At 35.3% G+C, this 20,936-nt stretch carries 20 protein-coding genes and 5 tRNA genes; 16 read left to right on the top strand and 9 right to left on the bottom strand.

Going from position 1 to position 20,936, the window contains the following annotated elements; translation table 11 throughout:
• Positions 1-534: 534 nt before the first annotated feature.
• Together MV589_RS10980 and MV589_RS04815 are read left to right on the top strand one after the other, a co-directional pair.
• Positions 535-1,983 (top strand): McrB family protein, encoded by a 1,449-nt coding sequence (locus tag MV589_RS10980; RefSeq protein WP_521966168.1) that lies wholly within the window; start codon positions 535-537, stop codon positions 1,981-1,983.
• Complete coding sequence (locus MV589_RS04815; protein WP_297432582.1) at positions 1,973-3,256, top strand: McrC family protein; 1,284 nt, start codon at positions 1,973-1,975, stop codon at positions 3,254-3,256. The genes MV589_RS10980 and MV589_RS04815 overlap by 11 nt, the downstream gene beginning before the upstream one ends.
• Positions 3,257-3,420: 164 nt before the next feature.
• Here the strand turns inward: MV589_RS04815 and MV589_RS04810 are convergent.
• The 5 genes from MV589_RS04810 to MV589_RS04790 form a co-directional block, all read right to left on the bottom strand.
• A tRNA-Leu gene (locus MV589_RS04810) sits at positions 3,421-3,505 on the bottom strand.
• Between the two features lie 49 nt (positions 3,506-3,554).
• Positions 3,555-3,631 (bottom strand) — tRNA-Arg (locus MV589_RS04805).
• A gap of 17 nt (positions 3,632-3,648) precedes the next feature.
• Positions 3,649-3,725 (bottom strand) — tRNA-Arg (locus MV589_RS04800).
• A gap of 47 nt (positions 3,726-3,772) precedes the next feature.
• Positions 3,773-3,849, bottom strand: a tRNA-His gene (locus MV589_RS04795).
• Between the two features lie 42 nt (positions 3,850-3,891).
• Positions 3,892-3,969 (bottom strand) — tRNA-Pro (locus tag MV589_RS04790).
• 145 nt (positions 3,970-4,114) lie between these two features.
• Between MV589_RS04790 and MV589_RS04785 the strand changes: the two genes are divergently transcribed.
• Both MV589_RS04785 and MV589_RS04780 read left to right on the top strand, forming a co-directional pair.
• On the top strand, positions 4,115-5,452 hold the full coding sequence (locus MV589_RS04785) for a sodium-dependent transporter (RefSeq protein ID WP_297432580.1): 1,338 nt from the start codon (positions 4,115-4,117) through the stop codon (positions 5,450-5,452).
• Complete coding sequence (locus tag MV589_RS04780) at positions 5,453-5,722, top strand: hypothetical protein (RefSeq protein ID WP_297432578.1); 270 nt, start codon at positions 5,453-5,455, stop codon at positions 5,720-5,722.
• Positions 5,723-5,747: 25 nt separating this feature from the next.
• On the opposite strand, the gene MV589_RS04775 is transcribed toward MV589_RS04780, so the two are convergent.
• The 3 genes from MV589_RS04775 to MV589_RS04765 form a co-directional block, all read right to left on the bottom strand.
• Positions 5,748-6,527 (bottom strand): thiazole synthase, encoded by a 780-nt coding sequence (locus MV589_RS04775; protein WP_297432576.1) that lies wholly within the window; start codon positions 6,525-6,527, stop codon positions 5,748-5,750.
• Between the two features lie 192 nt (positions 6,528-6,719).
• A complete protein-coding gene (locus MV589_RS04770; RefSeq protein ID WP_297432575.1) occupies positions 6,720-8,111 on the bottom strand; it encodes an NAD(P)H-hydrate dehydratase in 1,392 nt (463 codons plus the stop codon).
• Positions 8,112-8,113: 2 nt separating this feature from the next.
• The gene (locus MV589_RS04765; protein WP_297432574.1) at positions 8,114-8,851 is read right to left on the bottom strand and encodes a P-loop NTPase family protein; all 738 of its coding nucleotides are present in this window, start codon (positions 8,849-8,851) and stop codon (positions 8,114-8,116) included.
• 68 nt (positions 8,852-8,919) lie between these two features.
• On the opposite strand from MV589_RS04765, the gene MV589_RS04760 reads away from it, so the two are divergent.
• The 7 genes from MV589_RS04760 to MV589_RS04730 are packed head-to-tail and all read left to right on the top strand — an operon-like array spanning position 8,920 to position 16,782.
• Positions 8,920-9,882 (top strand): KpsF/GutQ family sugar-phosphate isomerase, encoded by a 963-nt coding sequence (locus MV589_RS04760; protein ID WP_297432573.1) that lies wholly within the window; start codon positions 8,920-8,922, stop codon positions 9,880-9,882.
• A gap of 1 nt (position 9,883) precedes the next feature.
• On the top strand, positions 9,884-10,684 hold the full coding sequence (locus MV589_RS04755) for a pseudouridine synthase (RefSeq protein WP_297432572.1): 801 nt from the start codon (positions 9,884-9,886) through the stop codon (positions 10,682-10,684).
• Positions 10,685-10,687: 3 nt separating this feature from the next.
• Positions 10,688-11,863: a replication-associated recombination protein A gene (locus tag MV589_RS04750; RefSeq protein ID WP_297432570.1), complete on the top strand. Its 1,176-nt coding sequence runs from the start codon at positions 10,688-10,690 to the stop codon at positions 11,861-11,863.
• 39 nt (positions 11,864-11,902) lie between these two features.
• Positions 11,903-12,193 (top strand): hypothetical protein, encoded by a 291-nt coding sequence (locus MV589_RS04745; protein ID WP_297432568.1) that lies wholly within the window; start codon positions 11,903-11,905, stop codon positions 12,191-12,193.
• Positions 12,193-14,163: a methyl-accepting chemotaxis protein gene (locus MV589_RS04740; protein WP_297432566.1), complete on the top strand. Its 1,971-nt coding sequence runs from the start codon at positions 12,193-12,195 to the stop codon at positions 14,161-14,163. Before MV589_RS04745 ends, MV589_RS04740 begins: the two co-directional genes overlap by 1 nt.
• A complete protein-coding gene (locus MV589_RS04735; RefSeq protein ID WP_297432564.1) occupies positions 14,163-15,422 on the top strand; it encodes an ATP-binding SpoIIE family protein phosphatase in 1,260 nt (419 codons plus the stop codon). Before MV589_RS04740 ends, MV589_RS04735 begins: the two co-directional genes overlap by 1 nt.
• A gap of 55 nt (positions 15,423-15,477) precedes the next feature.
• Entirely contained in the window at positions 15,478-16,782 is a 1,305-nt protein-coding gene (locus tag MV589_RS04730; RefSeq protein WP_297432562.1) for a malic enzyme-like NAD(P)-binding protein, read from the top strand.
• Here the strand turns inward: MV589_RS04730 and MV589_RS04725 are convergent.
• Positions 16,765-17,445, bottom strand: coding sequence for an MqnA/MqnD/SBP family protein (locus tag MV589_RS04725; RefSeq protein ID WP_297432560.1), 681 nt, complete (start codon positions 17,443-17,445; stop codon positions 16,765-16,767). The genes MV589_RS04730 and MV589_RS04725 overlap by 18 nt on opposite strands.
• 48 nt (positions 17,446-17,493) lie before the next feature.
• Between MV589_RS04725 and MV589_RS04720 the strand changes: the two genes are divergently transcribed.
• From MV589_RS04720 to galE, 5 genes are all read left to right on the top strand, one after another.
• Positions 17,494-17,715, top strand: coding sequence for a MoaD/ThiS family protein (locus MV589_RS04720; RefSeq protein ID WP_297432558.1), 222 nt, complete (start codon positions 17,494-17,496; stop codon positions 17,713-17,715).
• Between the two features lie 3 nt (positions 17,716-17,718).
• Entirely contained in the window at positions 17,719-18,165 is a 447-nt protein-coding gene (locus MV589_RS04715; RefSeq protein WP_297432556.1) for a molybdopterin synthase catalytic subunit, read from the top strand.
• Positions 18,162-19,391, top strand: a complete 1,230-nt coding sequence (locus tag MV589_RS04710) for a molybdopterin molybdotransferase MoeA (protein WP_297432554.1) — start codon at positions 18,162-18,164, stop codon at positions 19,389-19,391. The genes MV589_RS04715 and MV589_RS04710 overlap by 4 nt, the downstream gene beginning before the upstream one ends.
• Positions 19,391-19,936: a hypothetical protein gene (locus MV589_RS04705; protein ID WP_297432552.1), complete on the top strand. Its 546-nt coding sequence runs from the start codon at positions 19,391-19,393 to the stop codon at positions 19,934-19,936. The genes MV589_RS04710 and MV589_RS04705 overlap by 1 nt, the downstream gene beginning before the upstream one ends.
• A 24-nt stretch (positions 19,937-19,960) precedes the next feature.
• On the top strand, positions 19,961-20,936 hold a 976-nt coding region (gene galE / locus MV589_RS04700), incomplete at its 3' end, for a UDP-glucose 4-epimerase GalE (RefSeq protein WP_297432550.1).

The raw sequence follows: 20,936 nt of genomic DNA, 5'->3' as shown, positions 1-20,936 counted from the left end.
TTCAATCTCTTTGAGAATCTCGATAATCTGTTTCTCACTAAACTTACTTTTTCGCATATTTACTCCTGATTTATTTTATCAGAATTATTCCGTTTTTAGTAGTCTAGTTTTTGGGGAGGCTTACAAACTTCCGAATATCATGGAGAAAAAATATATAATTACCTAAAAGCAAAAAATATTTTACTCCCAAAATTCCAAAATCAAAAAATTATATTTATTGTTGGAAGTGAAAACAAACAAATCACAATTGAACAAGAAGCATTTTATAGAAAACTAGCAGATGAATTTAGATTAAACTATAGAAAACCACATTTATCTAGTGGAAGAAAATATTTTCAAATATATCCCAAAAATACCCCAGAGTCTGAAGGTGTAGCGGGAACTCATTATGAATTTGTAATTGAAGGAGATGATATTGTACTCGCTTTGCATCTAGAAAAAAAGATTAAGGATAGAGAAAGCCTAAAACAGTACCTAGGCATTGAAAATCCATCATCTAGAAACAGAGAGTTTTTAAAAAGTGTAGTTACAAATTTGAACGAAGCAGAGATTAGAGAGCAATTTAAAACTCTATATGATAGATATGAAAATAAAATTAATGAATTTTACTTGCAAAATAGTGAAAAAGAAAATCCAACATCACCGCCAGATCAACTAGTTGCCTTGAACCAAATCTTATATGGACCTCCAGGAACGGGTAAAACTTACAATATTAATAAATTAAAAGAGCAATTTATCTACAAAGAAAACAGCATCAGTGATTTTGAATGGGCTACACAAATAGTTGAAAATCTTACTTGGTTTGAGGTAGTAGCTCTTTGCTTGTATGATTTAGAGAAAGAGGCAAAAGTCCCTGACATTGCAAAACATAAACTCGTTGTGGCAAAAGCAAAACTTTTAAATAAAGGAAAAGGTATCCCTCAACAAATTTGGGCTGCTTTACAAACACATACTATTGAAGATTCAAAAACAGTCAACTATAAAACTAGAATTGAGCCTTTAATCTTTGATAAAATTGAAAAGTCTATTTGGAAGTTTGTAGATGGATTTGATGAAAAAATGCCTGAACTTATCGAGCTTTATGAACAATATAAAAATCAAAAACCTTTATCACAGGAATTGCATAACTATGAGTTTATTACATTTCATCAAAGCTATGGTTACGAGGAGTTTGTAGAGGGCATAAAAGCTATACCAGCAGGTGAAGTTGGCAACGAAGATGGTACCGAGATGATTTATAAAGTGACAGATGGAATCTTCAAAAAAATAGCTGATAAAGCAAGAGAGAATCCTAATTATAAATATGCTCTTTTCATAGATGAAATCAATCGTGGAAATATCTCTAAAATTTTTGGAGAGCTTATCACTCTAATAGAAGATAGTAAAAGAGTTGGAGAATCTGAGGAGATTCAAGTTACTCTTCCTTACAGTGGTAGAAAATTTGGAGTACCTAAAAATTTGTATCTTATTGGTACAATGAATACGGCAGATAGAAGTATAGCACTTATGGATACTGCCCTTAGACGAAGATTTGAGTTTGTAGAGATGATGCCTAATTTAGAAACTCTACAAAGTATAGAAGTTGAGGGGATAGATATATACACACTGCTTGAGGTAATAAATAAAAGAGTAGAGTATTTATACGATAGAGATCACACTATCGGTCATGCTTATTTTATAGAGCTAAAAAAAGATGATAGCGATATAAAAACTTTAAGCAATATTTTTAAAAATAAAATTATTCCACTCCTACAAGAGTATTTTTATGATGACTGGGAAAAAATTAGATTAGTGCTTGGTGATAATCAAAAAGATGATGAAACTCTTCAATTTGTTAGAGTTAAATCCAACTATAGCATGCAAGAGCTGTTCGGAGAAAAGGACTTAGACTCTTTAGAGATTGATGATGAACCAATTGTGTACGAAATAAACGAAGAAGCTTTTAATATTCCTGAGAGTTACATAAAAATATATGAAAAATAGTTTTTCAATTTTAGAATATCGTTCTATTTATTATGACAAAGACAATAAGTATCAGCTAGATCCCTCTAATAATCTGGCTGTACCTAAAAAAGTCTTTGATGATTTAAAGCAGTTTGTTTTAAAAAACAATGAGCAAACGCTCTTTTTGAAGCCATCGTATAAAAAAGGGCTTGGTGAAACACTGCAAGCGCAAAACTATGTGGGTGTTATCCAAACAACAGATGGTACAACCATTGAAATACTGCCAAAGATACAAAATCTTGAGACAGATGCGTCCAAAAGAATCTTGATAAAGATGCTTAAAACATTAAAAAAGTCCCCATTTAAAAATTTCAACATGGCACATCTAAAAAGCTCAAAAATGCCACTGTTTGAAATTTTTATAACAATGTTCCTCGATGAATTAGCTAAGCTGTTAAAAAAAGGGCTTAAATCTGATTACATTACCAAAGAAGAGAATATCAAGTTCTTAAAGGGGAAGCTAAAGATAAACCAGCAAATTCAAGTGAATTACATCCACAAAGAGAGATTCTTTGTGGAGTATCAAGAGTTTTTGAGTGATAGAGTAGAAAATAGACTTATTAAGACTGCTTTAGGGTTTTTATATAAAAAGTCGAGATCAAATCATAACCAACAAAGAATACGAGAATTTTTATTCGTCTTTGATGCTATAGAGGTATCACATAATATTAAAAACGACTTTACAAAAATCAAGCTAAATCGGCAGATGAAGGACTATGAGCAAACACTTCTCTGGTGTAAAACATTTTTATTAGAAAATTCATTTACTCCTTATAAAGATAGTGATATAGCGTTTGCATTGCTTTTTGATATGAACTTACTGTTTGAATCCTATGTGGGGCATTATCTTAAGAAAAAAGGCTTGAACGTTAGTTTGCAAGATAAAGGGAAATATCTTGTGGAAGAACCAAATAAATTTGCATTACGACCAGATATAGTCATTAATGAAGATGAACAACTCATTGCAGATACAAAATGGAAGATGATTAAAGATGAAAAGGATATTTCTCAAGCTGATATGTACCAGCTATATGCTTATGGTACGAAGTACAAAGAGTGCTCAAAACTCTACTTAATATACCCCTATGACAATAATCATATCAATTTACGATATTTATATCAACAAGAGGAAGATGAAAAACTTGTTTTAAATGTATTGTTTTTTGATTTAGTATCTGACACTACAGCATTTTATGCTCAAAATAACTCAAAAATAGAATATAAGCTTTTTTCCATTCTTAATAAAATATAACTATTTATAATATTATTTAATCTATATATTAAAAACCATTCAATATGGATTTATATGGCATCATGGTTTGATTTAAATATAAAGTGTACCCTGTTGTGTACCCTAATAATTTTTAAAAGTAATTTATGATTTGTGTTTTCTTTGGAAAGCCCGTAATTAAGGGATGGTGCGGATGAAAGGACTTGAACCTTCACACCTTGCGGCACCAGATCCTAAGTCTGGCGTGTCTACCAATTTCACCACATCCGCGCACGTTGTAGATAAGTTTTTTATGTCACTTCTGACAAACAATATAAAGTGGTACGCCCTAAAGGATTCGAACCTTTGGCCTATGCCTTAGAAGGGCATTGCTCTATCCAGCTGAGCTAAGGACGCATGCATATCAGACAAAATGGTACGCCCGATAGGATTCGAACCTATAACCCTCGGAGCCGAAATCCGAAACTCTATCCAGTTGAGCCACGGACGCTACTATATTTGTTATATGTTTTTATTTGTCTTATATTTTAAATTAAATGGGGTGGGATGCGGGATTCGAACCCGTGACCCCCGGCACCACAAACCAGTGCTCTAACCAGCTGAGCTAATCCCACCATGTTATTAAGTTTTAAAATATAAATTTGGAAAATTAAAAGTGGTCGGGGTGAAAGGACTCGAACCTTCGGCCCCCTGGTCCCAAACCAGGTACTCTAACCATACTGAGCTACACCCCGACCTACACATTAAACAAGCGATTACGCTGATTAATGAGGCGAAATTATAGTCAATTACATTCCAAATGTCAATAGTATTTGTAAATTTCTTTAAAAAATATCAATATTTAAGTATAATTACTCCAATTAAAAGGGAAAGTAATCTATGAAGTTAGCAAGGTTTAGTCGGTTAGGGTTTATTTTAGCGGCGGCAGGTTCTGCTGTTGGGCTTGGAAATATTTGGAAATTTCCTTACATCACAGGTGAATATGGCGGTGGTGCATTTGTAATTGTTTATCTTATCACAGTTTTATTGATAGGTTTTTCGATTATGATTGCGGAGATGCTCATTGGATACCTTGGTCGTCGCGATACAGTCTCCTCTTTTGAAGAACTAGCCCCAAAACATAAAAATATTTGGAAATTTGGTGGCTTTCAGGCTCTTGCCGGTCTTTTTATAATGATTTTTTATTCAGTTGTTATTGGGTGGATATTTAATTATATAGTGACCTCATTGACATATCTGCCTGCTAGTGTAAAAGAGTCTCAGGCTGTTTTTACGACAATGTTACATGCTGATTTTTGGACGCAACTTTTTTACAATACACTCTCATTTGGAATCATTACTTATGTTGTGCATAAAGGGATTAAAGGTGGTATAGAAAAACTAAACTTTTATTTGATGCCTGCGTTGATGGTTATTTTGGCTGGTATGTTTCTCTATGCAACGACACTTGGAGGTTTCTCAAAAGCAGTTCATTTTATGTTCTATCCTGACTTTTCAAAGCTTACTTCTCAAGCTTTTGTAGTTGCAGTGGGTCATGCCTTTTTTACTTTAAGCCTTGGTATGGGTGCCATTATGACCTATGCAGCTTCACTTCCAAAAGATGCAAATCTGGTGAAAAGTGCTTTTTGGGTTGTCTTTTTAGATACAACCATTGCAATAGTGGCAGGTTTGATGCTTTTTACTTTTCTTTATCAATATGGCTCTGCACCTTCTCAAGGTCCAGGGCTTGTCTTTATCTCTTTGCCTGCTGCATTTTATCAGATGGGTGTTTTAGGAAATATTTTTGCCGTACTCTTTTTTGTAGCACTCGCTTTTGCAGGGCTTACCTCTTCTGTTTCACTTGTTGAGCCGATGATCCAGTATTTTATAGATAGATTTTCTTGGAGTAGATTAAAATCATCTCTCGCTATGGGACTATTTTTTTGGTTTTTAGGCATTTTTGCAATTCTTTCAAATATTGATGGTGCAAAAGAGTATTTAACCTGGGGAAGTAAAAGTTTCTTTGATTGGGTAGACTATTTGACCGCTGCAGTGATGCTTCCTATTGGGGGACTTATTATGGCAGTTTTTGTAGGATTTATTATTCCTGAGTCAGAGGTAGAAAAAGTGATGAAACCACAACTTAAATGGGCATACAAGCCATGGTACTTCTCTTTGAGATATATCACTCCACTTGCTATGTTTGTGGTTATGTTGTCGCTTATGGGGGTTATTTAGATGGATATTGCAAAAGAGTGTAAAATATTACTGAAAAATGAGGGTATAAATTCTCTCTCGGAGATTGATTTTGATGTAAATGGAGAAGTGATGAGTATGACTCTTGAGTACATCATAGATACCTATATGCAAGCTTCTAAAGAGTCTCAACTTGTTTTTTTAAGAGCACTGCAAAAAGCTACTGAGTCAAAAGAAGTCGGCATAGAAAAGTTTTTTGAGGGAATGGGACAACTCCTTTTAATGAGTCATCTCTCAGAAAAATTTGAGTGAGGCTTTTATAGGCCACACTCTTGTTTTAGAACTGTATAAGTCCATCAACAGGACTTGATGCAGTAGCGTAAGGCTTTTTAGGAATACGCCCTGCAAGGTAACTCATATGCCCTGCAATAACTGCGTGCTTCATAGCCTCTGCCATTGCTATTGGGTTATTTGACTGTGCGATGGCTGTGTTTGTAAGTACACCCTCTGCACCGAGTTCCATAGCATACGCTGCATCACTCGCACATCCAATCCCTGCATCAACAATAACAGGTACATTGACTGCTTCACGAACAAAGACGACATTGTAAGGGTTTTGAACGCCAAGACCGCTTCCAATAGGTGCAGCAAGTGGCATAACAGCATCAGCACCAGCATCCTCAAGGCGTTTTGCCATAATTGGATCATCTGAAGTGTAAGCCATAATAGTAAAGCCCTCTTTATGCAATACTTCACACGCTTTAATTGTTTCTAAAACATCAGGATAGAGTGTTTTTTGAGTATCACCGATAACTTCAAGTTTGATAAGGTCGATGCCTGTCGCTTCACGAGTTAAACGAAATGTAGTAATAGCCTCTTCAGCAGTCACACATCCTGCAGAGTTTGGAAGAAATTTTACATTAGTCCCTGCAAAAGTATCACGAAGATTTTCTTTACTTGGGTCTGTTATGTTTAGACGGCGCACAGCCACAGTTATAAGTTCACTCCCTGAAGCCAGAGTAGCCTTTTTTGTCATCTCAAAAGAGTCATATTTTCCGCTTCCAACGATAAGGCGTGAGCCTAGTTCATATTTTCCGATTTTTAGTGTGTTATTCATATTTTTTCCTGTTTTCAACTATTTGTGAAATTGATTAGATTGTTTTTGTTGATGAGAGTGTAGCGTTTTTGGGGTTTATTTTAGAGGCTCAGACCAACGGGAGGATTTGTCCTCTCAAATAAATCTCAAAATAAGCGGTAACAAGCTCTTGACAATAACAGTTTTCTTGACAGATTTATAGCATAAGAAATCTTATAACTTTCCAATTCCCTCTATTAAATCATTTGGAGTAAGTGAAAAATCAGATAGCGTGTAGTTTTGTGCTAGTTTTGTATGGGCTAGTGAACCGTTAAGCGCTGCGTTTAGTGTGGAGTAGCCTTGCGCAAGTAGAGAGCCTATAAGTCCTGCTAAAACATCCCCACTACCACCTTTAGCAAGTTTGGAACTGCCATGTGGATTGATAAAAAATGTGCCATTATAGGCAATAATTACATTTGCCCCTTTGAGTAGTAACACTGCGTTTGGATAGGCTTGTGAGAATATTTCTGCATAATGAAAACGCTTTTTCTGTAACTCTTCCACGCTAATGTCGGCAAGTTTTGTAAGTTTTAAAAGTGCTACAAACTCTTTTGGATGGGGTGTGAGTATAATCTCACTGCGTTTAAGAAGTTCTAAAACTATTGGCATATAAAATATATCAGCATCAATTATGAGTGGTAAATCATGATTGAGATATTGCTTAAGTTCATCATTGCTAAAACTCTCTCCAAGCCCCATTCCAAGAGCTATGGCACTGCTGTTTTTTGGCAGAGAGTTTGCGTACATAATTTCAAAAGGAATGATGGGCTTTTCATGTGTAATAAGCGTTACAAGTCCTGCTCCTAAACGCAGTGCTGCTTGTGCTGCAAAAACAGAAGCACCAATCTTTTCGCCACTTAAAATGCAAAGATGACCAAAAGAGCCTTTATGAGTGTTTTGTGTACTTCTATGAGGGAGTTTCAAATCTTCATTATCTAGAAGATGCCATGAAGTCTTTGTTTCATATATTTTACGACTAATGCCTAAATCAAGCACCTCTATTTTGCCCGTAAAATCTTTTGCTTCATCTAAAAAGAGAGATTTTTTTAAGGCTCCCATTGTAAGTGTTATATCTGCCACAAAGGCCGCGTTTGTACAAACTCCATCTGCTTGTAGACCACTTGGAATATCGCAGGCTATCTTAAACGCAGTTGCTGCGTTTAGAGTGTTGAGTATTGCTCTGAGTTGTGGGTTAAATTCACCGCTAAAGCCACTGCCTACAATGGCATCAACTATAACATCACACTCTCTTAGGCTTGTAATGCTAGGAACTCCAATGCTCTTGGCTCTTTTTGCTTGTAACAAAGCCATTTTTGATTTTGGCTCTTTTACAAACAGAAGTGAAACATCATAGCTTTGAAAAAGTAGTCGCCCAAGAGCAATACCATCAGCTCCATTGTTCCCACTACCTACAGCTATTATGATTTTTGTATCTTTTGAGAAGTTGTTTGTGATGTATCGTGCCATGCCCTCTGCGGCATGCTCCATCAGTACATCTTCACTCAGATGAAAATCTTCATAACATCTTGCATCAAGTGAAGTAACTTCGTCAAAAAGCTTTTGCATCTTTAAAACTCATCTTCCACATATTCATCAATTTTTACCATACTACTTTGAATATCATTAAAAAGTAAAGTAGCATGAGCCGTTCTTGATTGGTAGTAGAATTTATTTTTCTTTAATGTTTTAAGAATGGCAGTATTGTAATAGTTTGCGTTTGAACATTTACCTACAAATAAAAATGAAAATAGGAGTTTGAGATGTGGATTTTCAAATGTTTCATGTGGTTGTGCTAAAAATGTAAAGCCATATTTTTGAAGATTTACAAAACTTAACATATAGAGTAAAAAGTCTTCAAATTGTGTGTAAAAACCATTTAAGTTTTCAATATCATGGAAAAAATAGTAGTAGTTGTCAAGTAGTGACTGTTGTGAAATGATTTGAGAGAGTCTACTGCGTTGATTGCGTTTTTTGGCAAAGAAGTTTGGATCAACTGCCATATAAATATGTTTTTTTACACTTACTAGTGCTTGAAACTCTGCATCGAATGTTTCACTCTCTTCAAATCGAATGTAGTTAAAATGCTCATCTTTGTATCTCAACTCTACATCATCTTCATGAGAATTGTTAAAATCCATGTAAAGTGTTGGAACATCATTATCAATTATATAATTTCTTACCCTACAAGCCAAGTTCGTTTTTCCAGAACCCTGTTCTCCAAGAATTAATAAATTGTGATCGAGTATTCTCTTTTCTAATTTCAAAGAGTCGATTGTATCCATATACTTACCAATTACATCTCTCATATTTTCTCCTAAATAGATTTTTATGTTGTATTATATCTTCTTGAGGATAAAAAAGGTATAATGAGAGTATGAATTATAAAACAATTGCACAAGAGACATTGGAGATAGAGGCGCAGACACTGCTCAAAGCATCTCAAAAAATTGGTGATGAATTTGATAAGGCTGTAGAAATTATTCTTGGTTGTAAGGGTAAACTTGTTGTAAGTGGCGTTGGTAAGAGTGGACTTATTGGGGCGAAAATGGCGGCAACTTTTGCCTCTACTGGAACACCGTCATTCTTTTTACATCCTACTGAAGCACTCCATGGTGACCTTGGAATGATAAGTAAAGATGATGTGGTCATTGCCATTAGTTACTCCGGTGAAAGTGAAGAGTTAGGCTCTATACTTCCTCATATTAAACGCTTTGGTACACCACTTATTGGGATGACAAAAGATGCTAATTCTACCCTTGGCAGATACAGCGATGTCGTCATAAAAGTAGAGATAGAAAAAGAGGCTTGTCCTCTTAACATTGCACCCACAAGTTCTACTACACTTACTCTAGCTCTTGGTGATGCATTGGCAGTTTGTCTTATGCGTGCACGCGATTTTCAAAAGAGTGACTTTGCCTCTTTTCACCCTGGTGGCGCACTTGGTAAACAGCTTTTTATTAAAGTAAAAAACCTAATGCAAACGCAGCACTTGCCTATTATTTTGCAAAATGCAAAGATGAAAGATGCCATTTTACAAATAGGTGAGGGTCGCCTTGGCACTGTACTTATTATAGATGAAGATGATAAATTGACAGCACTTTTAAGTGATGGTGATGTTCGTCGTGCGCTGCTTAGTGAAGATTTTTCACTTGAAGATAATGTACTTAAATATGCAACCAAAAATCCTATGAGTATAGATGATGCAGATATGCTGGCTTCGGATGCACTTGTTTTAATAGAAGAGAAAAAAATACAACTTTTAGTCATAACCGACAAAAATAAAAAGATACAAGGCGTCCTCCATATTCATACGCTGATTGAAAAAGGAATTTCATAAAATGATGCGATTAAATAAATATATAGCGCACTACTCAACCTACTCACGCCGTGAAGCTGACCGTGCCATTCAAGATGGCTATGTCCGTGTAAATGGTGAAATACAAGAGAACCCTGCAACGCAGATTGAAGAGGGAATAGACATAGTTTACATTAGTGGTAAACAGGTATCTCCTCAAGAGAAATATACAGTTATTGTTTACAATAAGCCAAAGGGTGAGCTTGTTACAAAGTCTGATCCAAAAGGCAGAAGAACAATTTATGACTCACTCTCTAAAGAGTTTAAGCACTTTATCTCTGTTGGTCGCCTTGATTTTGCTTCAGAGGGTCTTCTTCTTTTAACAGATGCCTCTCATGTAGCTACTGCTTTAATGGAATCTGATTTAGAGAGAATTTATAAAATAAAAATTAAAGGTGAAGTGACACCAGATATGGAAGATGCTATGCTTAATGGCATCTACCTTGAAGATGCTAGTGCTGGTGCACACTCACACTCTCGCATTAAATCTATGGAGATTAAGCCTTTTATTGGGTATAAAATTCAAAAAAATAGACCTGATTACTCCATACTTAAAGTAGCACTAAAAGAGGGACAAAACAGAGAGCTTCGCCGTTTTTTTGCCCATTTTGGAGCAGAAGTTGCCGACTTGAAGCGTGTTAGTTTTGCTGAAATAGAGTTAAATAACCTTCCAACAGGAAAAACTAGATACCTCACTCGAAGTGAATACTCTGCTTTGTATAAATTTTTAAAAGCAGAAAAAAGACGCATAAAAGAAGAACAAAGATACCAAGACAGAGACTAAAAAGTGGACTTTACACACCTTTTACGCCCTGCTGGTTTTGATGACATTGTAGGTCAAGAGCATTTAGTGCAAGAGGGAATGCCGCTGCGTTTACTCTGTGAAAAAGAGGCGCTTGGACATAGCTTTTTTTATGGACCTGCTGGGGTTGGTAAAACATCTTTAGCAAGAGTTATTGCCAAGAGTATGCAACTCCCTTTTTATGAGCTAAATGCAACTTCTCTCAAAATAGAACAGCTACGAAAAATATTTGAACAGTATAAAAATGCTCTACAAAAACCACTTATATTTATTGATGAGGTGCATCGTCTCTCTAAAAATCAACAAGAGGTTTTGCTTCCTGTTATGGAAAACAACTCTGTGTTAGTTATAGGTGCTTCTACTGAAAACCCTTTCTTCTCTTTAACCTCTGCTATCCGTTCCCGCTCTATGCTTTTTGAGCTAAAACCTATCTCAAATGAGAGTTTACATAATCTACTTTTGCGTGCAATATCAAAGGGTGATATAGTGGTAGAAAATGATGCAAAAGAGTACCTTGTTTTAAGCAGTGGTGGCGATGCTCGTGCTATGTTAAAGCTTTTAGAATTTGCTTCAAACGCAGCGAACACTATAACACTTGCACTTTTAAAATCTCTGCGTCCAAATGCCCTGCAAGCTGGAAGTTCTGAAGCAGGTGTGCATTATGATTTGGCTTCTGCGATGATTAAGTCTATTCGTGGAAGTGATGCTGACGCTGCTATTTACTATCTTGCTCGATTGATTGAGGGTGGTGAGAGTGCTGATTTTATTGCTAGGCGTTTGGTGATTTTAGCAAGTGAAGATGTAGGAAATGCAAATCCACAAGCCCTTACACTAACAACCTCTACACTAACAAGTGTGAGTAAAATAGGCTACCCAGAAGCGAGAATAATTTTAGCACAAGCCGTCATCTATCTTTGTGCTTCACCAAAGTCAAACGCAGCATATTTGGCGATTAACAAAGCACTTCAAAGTGTACGAGATGGAAAAATTCTTGAAATTCCAAAAAATATTTCACAGCAAAATGAGGGCTATCTCTATCCACATGATTTTGGTGGATATGTTAAGCAGAAGTACTTGAATGAGCCACTGCATTTCGTGGAACTTAAGGAGATTGGGTATGAAAAGAAGATGAAAGAGTGGCTACAAGCAATAAAATCTTAAGTTCGTCTATGATAATATAATAAAATTAAAGGTTGAAAAATGGACATTACAACATCAGGAAACAGCGTAACTATTACAGGTAATATTAAAACTATCGGAGATTATCAAACAATAAAAGATACTCTTGAAAAGTTAGTAGGTAGTTCAAACAATATAACTATTATCATTAAAGATTCTATCTCTATCACGTCATCAGTTATTGGGTATTTGACAAAATTGGTACAAAAGGACAATGTTGATATTCAAATTAGAGTAGGGGATGCAAATCTTTATGAACTTTTTGATGAAATTAACCTTGTGCAACTCTTTAGAGTAAGTAGGGAGAGATAATGACTATTAAGGCTAAGTTAAATCTTATAACAGGCATTGTCGTCTCTTTTGCGCTTGTAATTATTATTGCAACAGTTGTGAAAGCTTACAATGAAAAAGCGGTAATAAATCAGGCAAAAGAGCTTAATGTATTGTCTCAAAAACTCTCTTTGGTGATTCATGAAACACAAAAAGAGAGAGGAGCAAGTGCTGGGTATCTTGGTTCTCATGGGAAAAAATTTGGAAATATTTTGCCACAACAAAGAAAGCTGACAGATGTGCGATATCGTAATTTAAAGGTTTATATTGCTACTCTAAATTTATCTGCTTATCCGAGTAAGTTACAAAAAAGTGTTAGATTAGTTATATCAGGATTGAATAAACTAAATAGTGTCAGAGCAGAGATCAAGAATTTTAAAATTTCCACAAAAAATGCAATAAACTATTATAGTGATGTTAATAAAAATATTTTAGATGTGGTTTCACTTACAGCAAAACTTGCAAACACTCCAGAACTTGTTAAAGCTTTGAGTGCTTATACGAACTTTTTAAAATCTAAAGAGAGAGCAGGAATAGAGCGCGCCGTTTTAAGTGCTACTTTTGCAGCAGATAAGTTTGGCAGTGGTATGTATGCTAAGTTTATTACACTTATTGCGCAACAAAATGCTTATATGGATGCTTTTTTAAGTATTGCGAGTGATGATTCTGTTCGTATGTATAAAAGAACAATGGATTCTCCTGTTGTGGCTCAGGTGGATAGAATGCGAAGCATAGCAAAATCGCGACAGTCTGATTTTGGGGTTGATAGTGTTGTTTGGTTTAAAACAATCACAAAAAAAATAAATCTTTTGAAAAAAGTTGATGATAATCTTGCAAAACAAAATGATAAACTTTTAGCAACAGTAGAATCACAATATGAGATGGATACGCTTATAACACTTGTGGGATATATACTATTTGCAATTGCAATTTTTATTATCATTATGATAATTTCAAGAGGTATAAATAAAAGTGTAAGAAGTTCTCTTGATAAAATTCACTGTATCTCTAGTGAACTTGATCTCTCTTGTAGTGTTGTTGTTGAAGGAAATGATGAAATAGCACAGATTTCAAAAGCACTACATGTTATGATAATTGCTTTTAAAGAGACTGTTTATGAAGCACAGGATGTGGCAAATGCAAATACACGAGAGAGTGCTAGATTAGAAGAAGTTGTAGATACTTTGGCAAAAAATAGCAAGCAAGAAGAGAGTGGCATTAGCGCTGTAAATGGCTTAGTTGCAGAGATAGGCGAAAAATTAGATATTGTAGAAGATTCGACTATTACTGTTACTGAAGATTTAGATACTACATTTAATGTGCTTGATGGTTTTATTGTAAAACTTGGTTCTGTTGTCTCTTCCATTGAAGATGGCAGTCAGCAGCAGCAAGATCTTGTAGAAAAAGTGGCATCTTTAACAGAACAGGCGAAAAATATTAAAGATGTACTTGCAATTATCTCTGATATTGCAGATCAAACAAATCTACTTGCACTAAACGCAGCCATAGAAGCAGCCCGTGCAGGTGAACATGGACGAGGTTTTGCTGTAGTTGCAGATGAGGTAAGAAAACTTGCAGAGCGTACGCAAAAAAGTTTAAGTGAAATTAGTGCAAATGTAAATCTTATTACTCAAAATGTTGTTGAAATAGCTGAAGAGACTGATAATACTTCACATAGTATGGATAATATTTCAGCATCAGCGCAAGAACTTATTGTCTCATCAAATGAGACAAAAGAGAACTTACGCTCTACAAAAGATAAATCAACTGAAGTGATGCATCAGAGTGTTTTCATTGCAACAAAAACAAAAACATTAATAGAAACGATGGATGAAATAGTAGAAGTAGCTTCTAAAAATAGCAAACTGTGTACTACAGTAGAAACGGCTGTGGATGCACTTACAAATGATGCAAAAACACTACAAAATGCTCTGAGTAAGTTTAAAATTTAATGACACTGCAAAGATTTGAACAGCTAGAAAAAAATGAAGCGTACTCTTCATATCAGCCAGAGTTGGCTTTTAAAAAAGAGCTTAACATCTTGCGGAATGATTTTTATTATCAACTTATAGATTCAAAAGCTACTTCTTTGGTAGATTTTATCTATAAACCACTTGATGTTTTAAGTGGCGATGCATATAGTGCTAGACGCATTAACGAACATAAAACTTTTTATTTGCTTGTTGATGGTATGGGTAAGGGGCTTTCTGCCTCTTTCACTGCTGTTATTATGACAACTTTTATAAATCATCTACTGGATAAAATGGTTAAACATAATAGTTTTTCTCTTGATGCTCTTATTCAGGAATCAATGGCATACATTCAACCAATTTTACTTGATGAAGAGGCTTTGGCTATAGACTATATCTGTTTTGATAGCTATTTTAAGGAATTAAAGTATGCAAAATTTGCAATGCCTCCTTTTTTACTCCAAGATAAAAATGACAACATTATTAAAATCAAATCAAATAATACACCTATGAGCAAGTGGCAAAGTAGCTATACAATAGATAGAAAAGATGTTAAAAATATAGATAAATACCTTTTTTATAGTGATGGTGTTGTTGAAAATCAGACAAATACTCAAGGTTTGACATACACTGCGTTTATAGAAGAGGATTTTAAATTTTCTTTTTCAAGAGAAGAGTTTAAGGAGAAGTTTTTTGCCAAAATTACAGAGCAAGAAGATGATTTAACTCTTATATTTATTAATAGTTTGGATTTGCGAGAAGAGACACTTTTGGAAAAAAAGTTTTTTTCAACTACGTTAGATGCAGTTGAAGAGGCAAATATTTGGTATGAAGAACTTTGGAAAAATTTACAAGTAGATAGTAAAATAGCTTATAGGGCAGGTCTTGTTTTTAGTGAGCTTTTTATGAATGCTTATGAACATGGCAATTTGGGCTTGGATTCTCGTACGAAACATAGGTATCTTGAAGAGGATATTTACTTTGAATCCCTACAAAAACTTGAGCAGGAGTCTCAAAAAAAGATTTCAGTACAAATATTTAAGCTTAAAGAGTTGAGTTCAGAGTATATTGTTACTAAAATAGCTGATGAGGGAGATGGTTTTGATACACAGATTCTTAGTGAGATTTTTAGAAACTCTTTAAAGTTCAATGGAAGGGGTGTTTTTGTCTCTCGAAAGAACTCAATGGGTATTTATTACAACCCTAAAGGAAATTGTGTTATTTTCTTGCATAAAATTTAGTTATTTATGAAAAAAGTTATATAATACACCGATATAATTACAATAAGGAATGAGTATGGGAGATAATTTAGCATTTGAAAAGGCGTCATTAGAGTATCACAAGGCGCAAAGTGAATTTGATACAAATGGAAAAACGGGGACATTATTAACAAAACCATGTAATACAGAAGATGAATTATCTATGGCATATAGTCCCGGTGTTGCGTATCCATGTCTTGAAATTGAAAAAGATGCTGATTTAGCATATGAGTATACAAATAAGGGAAATCTTGTTGCTGTTGTAAGTGATGGGACTGCTGTTCTTGGTCTTGGTGACATCGGTCATTTAGCTGGAAAACCTGTTATGGAAGGGAAAGGTGTTCTTTTTAAATCATTTGCAAATGTAGATGCGGTTGATATTGAATTAAATACTAAAGATACTGAAGAGATTATTAAAATTGTAGCTGCAATGGCTGATAGTTTTGGTGGAATTAATCTTGAAGATATTTCAGCTCCTAGATGTTTTGAGATTGAAGATAGACTTAAAGAGATTTGTAATGTTCCAGTATTTCATGATGATCAACATGGAACTGCAGTTATTACAACAGCTGGTCTTATTAATGTTCTTGATATGACAGGTAAAAAAGCTGAAGATTTAAAAGTTGTTGTTATTGGTGCTGGAGCTTCTGGAATTGCATGTGCTAGTATGTATAAAACACTTGGTGTAAAAAACATTACTATGCTTGACTCTAAAGGTGTAATTCATAGTGGTAGAGATGACTTGAACAAACAAAAACAGATGTTTGCTTTTGATACTCCAGATAGAACTCTTGAAGATGCTATGAAGGGTGCAGATATGGTTCTTGGTCTCTCTGGCCCTGATTTAATCAAACCTGAATGGGTAGCAACTATGAGTGATAAAAACCCTATTATTTTTGCTTGTGCAAATCCAAATCCTGAAATCAAGCCGCCACTTGCAAAAGAGGTTCGCTCAGATGTTATTATTGGTACTGGTAGAAGTGATTATGCAAATCAAGTAAATAATGTTCTTGGTTTCCCTCAAATCTTCCGTGGTGCATTAGATGTTCGTGCTACAAAAATTACAGAAAATATGAAAATGGCAGCGTCACGTGCATTGGCTTCACTTGCAAAAGAGACAGTTCCTGATAGCGTTAAAAAGGCGCATGGTCGTGAAAATATGGAGTTTGGAACTGAATATATCATCCCTTCACCATTTGATAGACGCGTTCTTGTATATGTTGCTTCTGCTGTTGCGCAAGCTGCTGTTGAAGATGGTGTTTCTCGCGTAAAAGAGTTTGATTTAGATGCTTATAAAGCAAAACTTGAAAGACTAGCAGCTCACTTAGATGGAAAAGCGTAAAACTTTTTCTTCTTTGTAGAATTTTTTAACTGCTTTTTGGGCTTTATAGTCAACTCTATATGAGATAAGTTTGAGGTAGTTTCGTATCTCTTTTGTCTCTATATTTGTCCGTTTAGATGCCTCTTTTAAGAGGTACTGCGGAATTTTAACTTCTCTTTTTAAAAACTCTTTTTCTATTCTTTTATATAATTTTTTATCTTTGTGATAACATAAAAGTGCAAATACAAAAGGCAGATTATATTTTTGATGCCATACCTCTGCTAAATCTATGTAATCACTGTTTTTAAGGGCATATCTTAGTGCTTTATCGCCAATAATAACTTCACCTTGAATATCTAATATATTTGCTAAGAGATTAGAAGAGGCAGACTCCACATCGGACTTTGATTCTTTGCTTGGAATTACCAATACACTTCGTACATTTTTCTTTGCAATAATACCTAAACTAACATGGTTTTGCTTTTGTGCTTTAATGCTTGATATAAACGCAGCATCAACACTTTTACGTAAAAAGTCTCTATTTACCTTTGCTGGAACATTTTTTTTATACTCCATAGCGAGTTTTTGTTGAGAGTTTTTTGTAAAGCGTTTCATAAAAACATGAAAAGGGAGGAGGTTAAGGTATTCTATTTTTCCAAAAATCATAGTGTAATTATACAGCACTTAACTTATCTTAGATATAATAAAGAGAAGAAACATAAGGATATTTTTGTGGTAAAAGTAGAATTTTTAGGACCAATACAAAAAGAAGCATTAGAGTTGGATATAGCAGACTTAAATGAATTAGCAGTAATTTTACAAGAAGATGAAGAGGTAAAAGAGTGGTTAGAGAGTTGTGCAGTCGCAGTGAATGACACACTTGTCTCATCTTTGGAGTGTCCACTCAAAGATGGGGATAAAATTTCACTTTTACCACCTGTGTGTGGAGGTTGAGTTTTGCTTAGTATTTATGATAGTGCACTTGATGTGCCTAAACTTTTAAAAGAGTGGTATGAACCTGAGGCTCAAAGTAATTATGGAGCTTATATTCCTTTTGTGGGTACTGTGCGTAGTGAAGATGGCATAGATGGACTCAGTTTTGACATTTATGAGCCGATTTTAAACTCTTGGTTTGAAGCGTGGCAGAAAAAAGCGAACGAGAAAGGCGCTGTGATAAAAATGGCACACTCTCGTGGTGATGTAATGTTACATGAATCTTCTTATATTGCAGCAGTTTTCTCTCCTAAACGCAGGGTTGCTCTGGAGTTTATTGATGAGTTTGTAGAAGATTTTAAAGCGAGTGCTCCCATCTGGAAATATGATTTGATAGATGGCAAAAGAGTTTATGCAAAGAAAAGATCAACTGCTATTAAAGGTAGCGGAATTTTAGGAGCAAAATCATGAGTATAACGGGTGTAGATTTTATTTCGTACGAGACAAGTCAAAATATGTTGGATTTACTCTGTGTAAACGCAGCACGCTTTGAGAGAGTGCCTTTGAGTGATTCTCTTGGATGTGTTCTTGCTGAGGACATAGCAGCAGAGTTTAATGACCCGCAGTTTCCTACTGCGTCTATGGATGGGTATGCAGTAAGATATGAAGATTTAGAAGAGGGCAAAGAGTTTGTCGTTCTTGGTGATAATCCTGCAGGACATGATGAGACAAGAGAACTTCAAGCAGGCGAATGCATTAAAACTTTTACAGGTTCCATGATGCCAGCGGGTGCTGATACTTTAATTCAGATAGAAAATGTAATTTTTGAAGATGGAAAAATCATTATTAATGAAATGGTAGAACTTGCAAACGCAGTCCGTCCTATTGGTGAAGGTTATAGAGCTGGTGAAGTGCTTATTCAAAAAGGGACTAAAATTGGTTTTGCTGAAATTGGTGTAATGGCAGGGTTAAACAAGGTAATGGTAAAAGTAGCACTTCGTCCTCGTGTAGCAGTGATTGCAACAGGAAGTGAAATACTTGACTTGGGTGAAAATTCTGATAATCCAGCACAGATTAGAAGTTCAAATAACTACACGCTAGCAGCTCTATTTGAATCAGCTGGTGCGACACCAGTGCAACTTGGAACTGCTCCTGATGATAGAGATGCCATTATGCATACTTTTGAAAATGCACTTGAATCTGCAGATATAGTTGTAAGCACTGGTGGAGTAAGTGTAGGTGATTATGATTTTGTTAAAGATATTATTCCTCGTTTAGGAGCTCAAATAGTCTATAAAGGTGTCGGCATTAAACCTGGTCGTCATATTCTTGTAGCGCAGCGTGACAATAAATTTATAATTGCCCTTCCTGGATTTGCTTACTCTTCAACTGTTACTGCAATTTTGTATGTGCTACCTCTTATTGCCAAGATGCTTGGAAAAAATGCACCTTATAAAATGGTTGCTGCAAAACTGCAAAGTGATTTTAAAAAACGCAGTCGATTTACTGAGTTTACCGCTTGTAATGTTGTGGTAGAAGATGGTGAATACTACATCAACTTTGAGGGTAAAAAGGTAGGAAGCTCGGCAATTTTAGTTAATATGCTTGATAATTCTGCCCTTATGGTGGCTGGAGAAGATGATAAATTTCTCGAAGCTGGGACTTATGTAAATGTAATACTTTTGGATGAATTTTAATGAAAGCACTTGCAATAGACGCACAAACACAAGAGGTAAAAGAGATAGAACTTGAGATGGCGGCAAATACGCTCTACACCTTTTTTAGTTCTATTTTAATAGATGAGCTTGAAAGTATAAAAGAGCATGTAATTTATGCTGATGCAAATGCTTTGAGCGAGAAAAAAAATGCCTATTTTTTAGGTGAACAGCTTATCATCGGAGATGCTCTTGTTTTTGGACGTGAAGATTTTAATGATGTTGATGCCAAAATAAAGCAAGAGGAGTTGGATTCTTTAGTAAAGAGAGATGTTAATGATTTTTATAAAGAGGTTTTAGCCCTGCTTGCTACTACTGATATAAATCTCTATAGAGCATTTGAAGTACAAAAGAATGGTGAGAAAATCATGCTCAATACAGAGTGGGTACTTTATACTTTTAATATCGCAGATGAGAGAACAAAAGAGTACTTTATAAATGAGCTGAAAAAAGTGCTAGAAGCAGATGGTGATGTGGCAGTATATATGCAAAAGATGGCACAACTAGCTATGAATGTAGCCGGATAGGCGAAATAAACAAAGGGAGAGAAAATGGTACTTGTAACAGGAGGCGCTGGATATATTGGTTCGCACACATGTGTGGAGCTAGATGCTGCCGGATTTGATTTTGTGGTGTATGACAATCTTTGTAATGCTTCAAAAGAGAGCTTAAAAAGAGTAGAAAAAATTATAGGTAAAGAGGTAAAGTTTGTAGAGGGTGATATTCGTGACAGAGATGCTTTACAAAATGTTTTTGATACCTATAAAATCGACTCAGTTATTCACTTTGCAGGGCTTAAAGCTGTTGGTGAATCTGTACAAAAACCTTTAGAATACTATGACAATAATGTCTCAGGAACAGTAATACTTGGCGAAGTGATGCAAAAAAATAACTGTAAAAAAATAGTATTTAGTTCCTCTGCTACGGTTTATGGTGACCCTGCAACAACGCCTATAAAAGAGGATTTTCCTCTGAGTGCTACAAACCCTTATGGGCGTAGTAAACTCTTTATAGAAGAGATTTTGCGTGATGTTTTTGTCTCAGATAAAGAGTGGAAAATTGTACTACTTCGTTATTTTAATCCAGTTGGTGCGCATAAATCTGGCACTATTGGTGAAGATCCAAATGGAATCCCAAATAATCTTATGCCATTTATTTCGCAAACAGCCGTGGGCAAAAGAGCGAAGTTAAGTGTCTTTGGTGGGGATTATGATACTCATGATGGAACTGGTGTAAGAGATTATATTCATGTTGTTGATTTAGCACAAGGGCATGTAAAAGCACTCAATAAAATAGATACTTTAGATGATGTTCTTACGGTAAATCTTGGAACTGGAAATGGCTACTCTGTATTAGATATGGTCAAGGCATTTGAGAAGGCTTCTGGTAAAAAAGTACCATATGAGATTGCTCCAAGACGGCCAGGGGATATTGCAAAATGCTACGCAGATCCAAGTTATGCAAAAGAGAGTTTAGGTTGGGAAGCTACGCGTGGTATTGATGAGATGTGTGAAGATACATGGAGAT

Origin of the sequence: Sulfurimonas sp., from assembly GCF_026991475.1 — a bacterium.
In the GTDB taxonomy this organism is placed as follows: Bacteria; Campylobacterota; Campylobacteria; order Campylobacterales; family Sulfurimonadaceae; genus Sulfurimonas.
The sequence above is the reverse complement of the archived record's forward strand: the minus strand, read 5'-3'. Positions and strand labels throughout refer to the sequence as shown.

Bases quoted from the DNA above. Each gene is read 5' to 3' on its own strand.
- MV589_RS04815 (WP_297432582.1), top strand. From the start codon at position 1,973: ATGAAAAATAGTTTTTCAATTTTAGAATATCGTTCTATTTATTATGAC.
- MV589_RS04785 (WP_297432580.1), top strand. From the start codon at position 4,115: ATGAAGTTAGCAAGGTTTAGTCGGTTAGGGTTTATTTTAGCGGCGGCA.
- MV589_RS04780 (WP_297432578.1), top strand. From the start codon at position 5,453: ATGGATATTGCAAAAGAGTGTAAAATATTACTGAAAAATGAGGGTATA.
- MV589_RS04775 (WP_297432576.1), bottom strand. From the start codon at position 6,527: ATGAATAACACACTAAAAATCGGAAAATATGAACTAGGCTCACGCCTT.
- MV589_RS04770 (WP_297432575.1), bottom strand. From the start codon at position 8,111: ATGCAAAAGCTTTTTGACGAAGTTACTTCACTTGATGCAAGATGTTAT.
- MV589_RS04765 (WP_297432574.1), bottom strand. From the start codon at position 8,851: ATGAGAGATGTAATTGGTAAGTATATGGATACAATCGACTCTTTGAAA.
- MV589_RS04760 (WP_297432573.1), top strand. From the start codon at position 8,920: ATGAATTATAAAACAATTGCACAAGAGACATTGGAGATAGAGGCGCAG.
- MV589_RS04755 (WP_297432572.1), top strand. From the start codon at position 9,884: ATGATGCGATTAAATAAATATATAGCGCACTACTCAACCTACTCACGC.
- MV589_RS04745 (WP_297432568.1), top strand. From the start codon at position 11,903: ATGGACATTACAACATCAGGAAACAGCGTAACTATTACAGGTAATATT.
- MV589_RS04740 (WP_297432566.1), top strand. From the start codon at position 12,193: ATGACTATTAAGGCTAAGTTAAATCTTATAACAGGCATTGTCGTCTCT.
- MV589_RS04735 (WP_297432564.1), top strand. From the start codon at position 14,163: ATGACACTGCAAAGATTTGAACAGCTAGAAAAAAATGAAGCGTACTCT.
- MV589_RS04730 (WP_297432562.1), top strand. From the start codon at position 15,478: ATGGGAGATAATTTAGCATTTGAAAAGGCGTCATTAGAGTATCACAAG.
- MV589_RS04710 (WP_297432554.1), top strand. From the start codon at position 18,162: ATGAGTATAACGGGTGTAGATTTTATTTCGTACGAGACAAGTCAAAAT.
- MV589_RS04705 (WP_297432552.1), top strand. From the start codon at position 19,391: ATGAAAGCACTTGCAATAGACGCACAAACACAAGAGGTAAAAGAGATA.